Annotated in this window: 6 protein-coding genes and 2 pseudogenes; 1 reads left to right on the forward strand and 7 read right to left on the reverse strand. The window is 58.6% G+C overall.

What is annotated here, in order from left to right; translation table 11 throughout:
- Window positions 1–68: 68 nt before the first annotated feature.
- A complete protein-coding gene (locus tag PG892_RS20360; protein ID WP_270825780.1) occupies window positions 69–641 on the reverse strand; it encodes an RNA-guided endonuclease InsQ/TnpB family protein in 573 nt (190 codons plus the stop codon).
- Between the two features lie 57 nt (window positions 642–698).
- Between PG892_RS20360 and tnpA the strand changes: the two genes are divergently transcribed.
- Entirely contained in the window at window positions 699–1,103 is a 405-nt protein-coding gene (gene tnpA / locus PG892_RS20365; RefSeq protein ID WP_103261846.1) for an IS200/IS605 family transposase, read from the forward strand.
- 54 nt (window positions 1,104–1,157) lie between these two features.
- Here the strand turns inward: tnpA and PG892_RS20370 are convergent.
- The 6 genes and pseudogenes from PG892_RS20370 to PG892_RS20395 form a co-directional block, all read right to left on the reverse strand.
- Window positions 1,158–1,649 (reverse strand): annotated as a pseudogene (locus tag PG892_RS20370) (sensor histidine kinase); the annotation flags it as partial.
- Window positions 1,650–1,933: 284 nt separating this feature from the next.
- The gene (rplY, locus tag PG892_RS20375; RefSeq protein ID WP_010674717.1) at window positions 1,934–2,221 is read right to left on the reverse strand and encodes a 50S ribosomal protein L25; all 288 of its coding nucleotides are present in this window, start codon (window positions 2,219–2,221) and stop codon (window positions 1,934–1,936) included.
- A 163-nt stretch (window positions 2,222–2,384) separates the two neighbouring features.
- Complete coding sequence (locus tag PG892_RS20380) at window positions 2,385–3,215, reverse strand: LysM peptidoglycan-binding domain-containing protein (protein ID WP_052815105.1); 831 nt, start codon at window positions 3,213–3,215, stop codon at window positions 2,385–2,387.
- Between the two features lie 71 nt (window positions 3,216–3,286).
- Complete coding sequence (gene hrpA, locus PG892_RS20385; RefSeq protein WP_270825784.1) at window positions 3,287–7,201, reverse strand: ATP-dependent RNA helicase HrpA; 3,915 nt, start codon at window positions 7,199–7,201, stop codon at window positions 3,287–3,289.
- A gap of 189 nt (window positions 7,202–7,390) precedes the next feature.
- Window positions 7,391–7,813 carry a CBS domain-containing protein gene (locus tag PG892_RS20390; RefSeq protein ID WP_043152696.1) on the reverse strand — a complete coding sequence of 141 codons (423 nt, stop codon included), beginning with the start codon at window positions 7,811–7,813 and terminating at the stop codon, window positions 7,391–7,393.
- Window positions 7,814–7,896: 83 nt separating this feature from the next.
- Window positions 7,897–8,235: pseudogene (locus PG892_RS20395) on the reverse strand (helix-turn-helix transcriptional regulator); the annotation flags it as partial.
- Between the last annotated feature and the right edge of the window lie 73 nt (window positions 8,236–8,308).

Here is an 8,308-nt window from a genome sequence, read left to right on the forward strand (position 1 = left end):
ATATCTGGAAACGGTACTCAATGCGGGTCTCAAAAAACTGGGTGAAATTTAACAAAATGTTCACGCTCTCACCCTGCATCTAGCCCGACCATTGAGCCGGAGGGGTGAATTGGCTCAAGCGTCTCCTGCTCGACCTGAAAGGAGATATACCAGTGCCCGGCTGCTTGGCTGACGGTCGCGTTTTTAATTTTCCCTTCAACTGGCTGGGACTGGCGAAACTTGACCCACGCCAGCCCGGCAGGAAGCTTCACGCGACCTTTTTCAAGGCGGCAATACTTGTCAAAGTTGACGAAGCGGATTGAGTCGCGGTTGTCGCTTTTCTTCTTGAAAACGGGAGCCTTGGCGGCGAGTTTTTTATCAAAGCAGCGCATCCACGCGCCGTGCAAGTCTTTGAGTTTCTGCTGGAGGTTGTCGGTATATGCCTCGGTCAGAAAGGCCATTTCTGGGTCTTTCTTCCAACTGGTGAGCATCCGGTTCAGCTCAAAGGCAGAAGGTAGTTTTTCGCCAGCATCCAGAATGCGCTTTGTCTCTGCCAGCCCGTGATTCCAGACATAACGAGCACAACCGCCCAACTGGCGCAGGCGTTGCGCTTGTTGGGCGGTCGGTTCGAGTCGGAACTTGTAGGCTTTCAGAATTTGCATTTATCGCTCAGTGTGTAGCATTATTGCCATATCTATTAAGCCCGATTGAGTGACAGAATGCAATTCACTAAAATTAATAAATCACGCCATGCGACCTACGTTTTGCACGTACATTTGGTGTTTATCACCAAGTATCGAAAGCCGATATTGGGGGATCTGCATCACGCTTCATTCGGTCAGTGTGCGGCAGAGGTTTGCAGAGATTTTGGTGCGGAACTGAAAGAGTGTGACGGAGAGGCTGATCATGTTCACATGCTGATAGAGTACGGCCCAACAGTGCAGCTATCGGTGCTGGTGAACTCGTTAAAGGCGGTCACATCAAGGCGACTGCGTAATGAATTTCTGGACTTGAGGGGTGCTTACAGCAAACCCGTACTCTGGTCACGCTCTTACTTTGCGGGCTCTTGCGGCGGAGCACCGTTGGAGGTGATCAAGCAATACATTCAAAACCAGCGGGGCTGACGCCCCGGCGAAATTCCCCTCCCACCTACGTCGGAGGGAGTCCCCTTTCGCATTTAAGATGGGGTTGAAGGGGCGATCGATCACCCCGTGTTCAACGTTGAGATCGAGCGGCGAGACGTAGACCCGCTCCCAGGGCAGCGCCATGGCATCGCGAAAGTAGTAACGCTCCCCCTTGTTCTGCAACTGGTCGTCCGTCACACGCCACAGATGCTGGCCCTGGCGATCGATGCGCACCCGCTCCATGCCATCCGGGGCAAGCCAACGCACCTGGGCATAGTCGGGATTGCGGTTCAGCAGGATGGTGAACTGGACGGCCAGGGTGTCACGGTCATTGCGAGCCGCCGCTTCGAGCAGGATGGGTTCTTCCGACATGCTGCGCACATGGCGCAGCGGCACCGCCAGCTCGCCGTCAAGGCGGCCGCTGGCAAGCGCCAGGAAGGTGCTCTCATCACTGCGAACGCGATAGAGCTCGCGCTCGATCAGTGCATTGCCCAGCAGATAGCTACCTGCCAGGACAAGCAGCAGAATAGGTGAAAACAGCAGGATATTGCTGTAAAAACAAAGAGGCCACCCGATTGGGTGCAATGCTGTTCAGATAAGCACTTTTTTGACTGATTATTCATAAATTGGATTTGAGTTGAGGGGGCAAGGCTGTGTCCAGTCGATCTTCCTCCAGCCTTTATCCAGCGGGGCTTGCAATAGAAAGAGGGAGGCATCATGCCTCCCTCGCTTTTTTGTCCTGATACTACGTGGACTGGAACTCAAATTCTCTTAAGTGAACAGCATTGCACCCGATTGGGTGGCCTCTTCACAGGAAAGTTCGTTGTCGATTAGACGCGAACGAAATCCAGGTGAACCAGCTTGTAGCGAACCGGGTGACGCTGGATAGCCTTCACGTTCACTTTGACTTCTTCACCGTTGATGACCAGGGTCAGCTCGGAGGAGTAGAACTCCGGCTTCTCTTGGGCCAGGATCAGCTTCTTGTGGTCCAGGGTAACGGACACGGCTTCTTTGCCTGCACCGTAAACGATGGCAGGAACCAGGTCAGCATGACGCAGGCGGCGGCTCGCACCTTTCCCCAGGTCAGAACGGACTTCAGCTTGGAATACGAAAGACATAGTGATTATCTCTTTTAAGATGAATGTATGGTGTTGACTGCGACCGGTCAGCACCTCGCAAAACGAGCGCGAATACTAGCACGGGCCCGGAGGGGATACAAGGAAAGAACCCGCGTCACTCCTCTTTGGCCAAGAGGCACTCCACCACGCCTCTCGCCATCCCCTAGCGCCCCTGCTCCAGACGGGCAAACTGCTGCTGTCGCTGGGCCGGGCTCAGGGAATCGAATTGCGCCAGAGTCTGCGCTTTCGGGCAATAGAGGCGCTGCCCGGCCTGTACCTGGATCCCTTTGGCCATCCTGTCACGATTTTCCTGCACCAGCGCCAGCAGATAACTGTAAGTATCCGAGCCGCCGGCCTCCTTTGACTGAAGCTGGCTTGCAATGCGCCACAGGGTTTCTCCCGGCGCCACCTGATGACAAACCCGCGATGCCTCCCCTGCCGCCGTGGCGGAAAGAATCAGGGTCGCCTGCTCAGGGGCAGAATCTGCGGTGGCCATGGGCTGTGCATCTCCCTGTCTTGCCAAGGCCTGTGTGGGGACCAGCCCCCCAAGCCGTGCGAGCAAGGGCTCCCCCAGAGGCATCCGCATCTTCCTCTCCCGGGGCAGGGAGAACTCGGCGACAAAGGCGACAGCGCCCGGGACTTCGAACGAGGGGGCCGAGGAGGCGGCTTGCAGTACTGATTGGTGGGGAGCCATTCCATAGGCCATCTCATCGATGCGCTTCAGCCTGGCCAGGTAAGCCTTGGAGAGCTGGGCCTCCCCTTCGAACAGATCGAAGGGGGGCACCAGCCGGGCAGGAAAGAGGATCTGCCAGCGGCCATTCTTCTTTCTCTGTTCAAGTGGGGGAAACTGATTGCCCCGCCAGGCCGCAAAAATGGGCGGCACGGGGCGCTGCACCGGATAGAACTCCGGGTTGAGCTGCACCCAGGTTTGTTCCGCAATGGGTTGATACCCGCTGATGTTGACCAGTGCCACCCCCAACCAGATCCCCAGCATATGACGGCCTCCCTTCCCTTTGGCGTCTCGTTGCTTTCACACTATGGCTCAGAAAACAGATAGATAGCAGCTTAGCACTGGGCAATGGCGCTCTGCACCCGTTTATCCGAGATAGGGTATGGCGTCCCCAGTTGCTGGGCGAAGAAGGAAACTCGCAGCTCCTCGATCATCCAGCGGATATTGGCCACCTCGGCCGGGATCAGCTGGGATTTGGGGATCTTGGCGAGCAGTGCCTTGTACTCCGACTCCACGCTGTGCACCTTGAGCATGTAGACCCGATCCCGGTTGGGATCGATGGCGAGCTTCTCGAGCCGCCGCTCGATGGCCCGCAGGTAGCGCAGCAAGTCAGGCAGCCGCTGCCAGCCGGTCTCGGTGACAAAGCCCTTGTGAATGAGGTTACCCAACTGCTGCTGGATGTCCGACATGGCAAAGGCGGTGTCGAGCTGCATCTTGCCCTTGAGCCGTTTCTTGATCTCATGGGAGAGGGTCAGCACGGCTTCCACCTGTTTGGCCACCTCCACCACCGCATCGTTGAGCTCGGCGCGGACATACTCCTTGAGCGCCTCGAAACCGGCCTCGTCCCAAGCCATGCCGCCGTGCTGCTCAATCAGCTTGTCGCAGCCGCAGGCGATGCAGTCGTCAATCAGCTCGGCCACCTTGCCAAACGGGTTGAAATAGAGCCCGATCTTGGCCTTGTTGGGCAACTTCTCCTGCAGATACTTGATGGGAGATGGCACGTTGAGCAGCACCAGCCGGCGTTGGCCTGCCCACATCAGCTGCTGCTGCACCACAGGGCTCTCCACCAGCTGGATGGCGACCGAATCTTTCTCGTCTACCAACGCCGGATAGGCCTTCACCTCGAACCCACCGCGCTTCTGACTGTACTCTTGCGGCAGTTCGCCAAAGCTCCACAGGGTGAGGCCAGACTGCTCGATATCATCGTCCGCCACTTGTGACAGAGTCTCCTGCACCTTGCCGCGCAGCGACTCTTTCAATGCCTCCAGATCCTTGCCTTCCGCCACCTTCTTGTGCTTGTCGTCCACCACACGGAAGGTGAGTTTCAGGTGATCGGGCACCGCAGCCCAATCCCAGGATTCACGGGGCACGGTCACGCCGGTCATGCGGCGCAGCTGACGCTCCATCTCGTCCAACAGCGGCCCCTGCTCGGGGTTGATACTGGCGAGCAACGCATCGGCATAATTGGGGGCCGGCACGAAGTTCTTGCGCATCGGCTTGGGCATCGACTTGATGAGGGCCACCAACAACTCGTGACGCAGCCCGGGGATCAGCCACTCGAACCCCTTCACCTCCACCTGATTCAGGAGCGGCAGCGGGATATGCAGGGTCACGCCATCCGCCGCCTCCCCCGGCTCGAACTGATAGGTCAGCTTGAGCTTGAGGCGCCCCTGCTGCCAGAAGTTGGGGTAGTCGAGATCGCTGATGTGGGCCGCATCCCCCTTCATCAACATCTCTTTCTCGAAGTTGAGCAGCTCGGGATCCTGCTTTTGCGCCTCCTTCCACCACTTGTCGAAGTGGCGGGCGGAAATCACATCTTCCGGCAAACGGGCATCGTAGAAGCGGAACAAGTCCTCATCATCCACCAGAATATCGCGCCGACGGGATTTGTGCTCCAGCGCCTCTACCTCGGCCAGGAGCTTGCGGTTATCGCTGAAGAAACGGTGGCGGGTCTCGAAATCCCCCTCCACCAGGGCGCGGCGGATAAACAGCTCGCGGCACAGCGCCGGATCGATGCGGCTGAAGTTGATGGTGCGCTCGTTGACCAGAGTCAGACCATAGAGGGTCACCTTCTCCTTGGCCATCACGGCACCGTTTTTCTTCGACCAGTGAGGGTCGCTGTGGTGCAGCTTGATGAGGTGACCTGCCAGCGGCTCCACCCACTCCGGTTCAATCTTGGCGTTGATGCGGGCGTAGAGGCGCGAGGTCTCCACCAGCTCGGCGGCCATCACCCACTTGGGCGGCTTTTTGAACAGACCGGAGGCCGGGAAGAGGTGGAAGCGGCCGTTGCGGGCCCCGAGAAACTCGGGCTTTTCCAGATCCTTGTTGCCGATATGGCTCAAAAGACCGGTAAGCAGCGCGCAGTGCACCGTCTTGAAGTCTGCCGGTTCTTGGTTGGCCTTGAAGCCCAGCTCCTTGACCGTCTGACGCAGCTGGAAGTGAATGTCCTGCCACTCGCGTACCCGCAGATAGGAGAGAAACTCCTTCTGGCACATGCGGCGAAACGGGTTGCTGCCAAGAGCATCCTGCTGCTCTTTAAGATAGTTCCAGAGGTTAACAAAAGCGAGGAAGTCGGAATCCTTGTCTTCAAAACGTCTGTGCTGCTCGTCGGCGGCCTGCTTTTTCTCCATGGGCCGCTCGCGGGGATCCTGAATGCTGAGGGCGGCGGTGATCACCATCACCTCGCTCAGGCAACCGGTCTGCGCCGCACTGATCACCATCTTCGCCAGACGCGGATCAAGGGGGATACGCGAGAGCTGGCGACCGGTCTCGGTCAGCTGCAGCTTGGCTTCGCGATCGCCCGTGGCGGGCAGCTCGCGCACCGCCTCCAGCTCTTTCAAGAGGGTCAGACCGTCCTTGATATGGCGCGACTCCGGCGGCTCGACGAACGGGAAAGCCTCCATATTACCAAGGCCGAGCGCCAGCATCTGCAGGATGACGGAGGCCAGGTTGGTGCGCAGGATCTCGGGGTCGGTAAAGGCCGGACGGCTATTGAAATCCTCCTCTGAGTAGAGGCGGATACAGATACCATCCGCCACCCGACCGCAACGCCCTTTACGCTGGTTGGCGCTGGCCTGGGAGACCGGCTCGATGGGCAGGCGCTGCACCTTGGTGCGCCAGGAGTAGCGACTGATGCGGGCCGTACCCGGATCGATGACGTAACGAATGCCCGGCACCGTCAGCGAGGTCTCCGCCACGTTGGTGGCCAGTACGATGCGCCGTCCGGCGTGTGGCTGGAACACCTTGTTCTGCTCGGCGTTGGAGAGGCGGGCGTAGAGCGGCAGCACCTCGGTATCGCGCAGGTTGAGCTTGCGCAGGGCATCGGCGGTATCGCGGATCTCCCGCTCGCCGTTCATGAAGATGAGGATGTCCCCGAGCCCCTCGCGGGCCAGCTCTTCCACCGCATCAAAGATCCCCTGCAGCTCGTCGCGCTCCTCCAGCCCTTCGCTCTTGTCATTGCTTTTTTTATCAACAAACAGTGGGCGGTAACGCACCTCCACCGGATAGGTGCGACCGGAGACCTCGATCACCGGCGCCTTGTTGAAATGACGAGAGAAACGCTGGGGGTCAATGGTGGCCGAGGTGATGATCACCTTGAGATCGGGGCGCTTTGGCAGCAGCTGTTTGAGATAGCCCAGGATGAAGTCGATGTTGAGGCTGCGCTCGTGGGCCTCATCGATGATGATGGTGTCGTACTGGGTCAGCATCCGGTCGTTCTGGATCTCGGCCAGCAGGATACCGTCGGTCATCAGCTTGATGTGGGTCTGCTCACTCACCTGATCGGTAAAGCGCACCTTGTAACCCACGTAGTGGCCAAGCTCGGACTCCATCTCCTCGGCAATACGGGCCGCGACGGTACGGGCCGCCAGACGGCGCGGCTGGGTGTGGCCGATGAAGCCCTTGACCCCACGCCCGAGCGCCAGACAGATCTTGGGGATCTGGGTGGTTTTGCCCGAACCGGTTTCGCCGGCGATGATCACCACTTGATGCTCTTCAATGGCTTTGGCGATCTCCCCTTGCTTCTGGCTGACTGGCAGATTGTCCGGATAGGTGACCTTAGGCACGCCCGCCAGACGGGACTGATAGCGCGTCTGTGCCACATCCAGGTCAGCGGCGATGGTTTCGAGCACGGCAGCCTGCTTGGCTTCCGGCAGCTTCTTGACCCCGTGCAGTCGACTGGAGAGACGGCGGGCGTCGAGATTCATGCAGGCGGTAAGACGGCGGCGCAGCGCCTCGATAGAGAGAGACAAGGTACGAATTCCTTAAAAGAGTGCCCATCAAGGGCCATATCGATAGCTGGGGGAGATCCTAAAGAGCGAGGCTGGGCGGTGCAAGCCTTAAAGCGCCGCGCCAGCACATCAAGCCGGAGGCGTCATGACCGTCACGGATGAAAAGAGCAGGCCGGAGCCTGCTCTTTGAAAACAACCAGACAACACCATTCAGACTCTGGCCTGATGCACGAAACAGGTGCCAAGCTGGGCGTGGATGGCCTGCATCACATTGTGGCGGTTGATGACCCCGAGCAGGCGCCCCTCCTCCACCACAGGATAGATCTTGGGCTTTTGACCCATCATCATCTCCGCCAGATCCAGGATGCTGGTGTCGGGGCCGACTGCCAGCACCTCCTTGCGCATCACATCCCTGACCTGGGCCACCTGTTCACAGTGGTAGGCCTCTTTCAACATGACGGCAATGCAATCCTGCTCGGAGACCCAGCCAATCAGATGTCCCTGGCTGTCCACTACGGGGCCGCCCAACTGATGACTGTTGAGAAATTTTTCCACCGCCGCCTGTACCATCATCTCTGCGCTGAAGATGATGGGCTTGGTCTGCATGTAGTCCTTTGCCTTGAGTGATTCCATGACGCTTTCCCCCAACGAGCCTCCCGAGGGGAGGCAAGAGCCGGGCACTATGTCCAGCTCACTCCAAGCATAGTCCGCGTGGATCAGGAGATGGATTGCAGCAAGAGCAAGAGCTCGTTCTGGCTGTGGCAGCCGGTCTTCTTGAACACCCCTTTCAGGGTGGAGCGCACGGTTTCCACCTTGACACCGCGCAGCTCCGCGATGTCGTTGCTGCTGTAACCCTTGCTCATCAGCACCAGCAGCTCCTTCTCGCCAATGGTGAGGGGATAGAGGCTGGCCAGCGCTTCGATGTCAGGATTGAAGGCGTGCTCGGGGTCACGCAGCACCACTTCCACATAGCGTTCAAAGCGGCTGAGTCCGCTCATCAGGGTGCATTGGACCAGCAGCGGGCGCAGGTTAGGCTGACGGGGAATGGACATAAATAGCTGTTCCGAATAGTAGATCACCGGAGGAAGGGAACTCAGTCCAGTTTGTGCGATCTGATTAGTCGCTAAA

This window comes from Aeromonas sp. QDB68, from assembly GCF_027707405.1.
In the GTDB taxonomy this organism is placed as follows: domain Bacteria; phylum Pseudomonadota; class Gammaproteobacteria; order Enterobacterales; family Aeromonadaceae; genus Aeromonas; species Aeromonas caviae.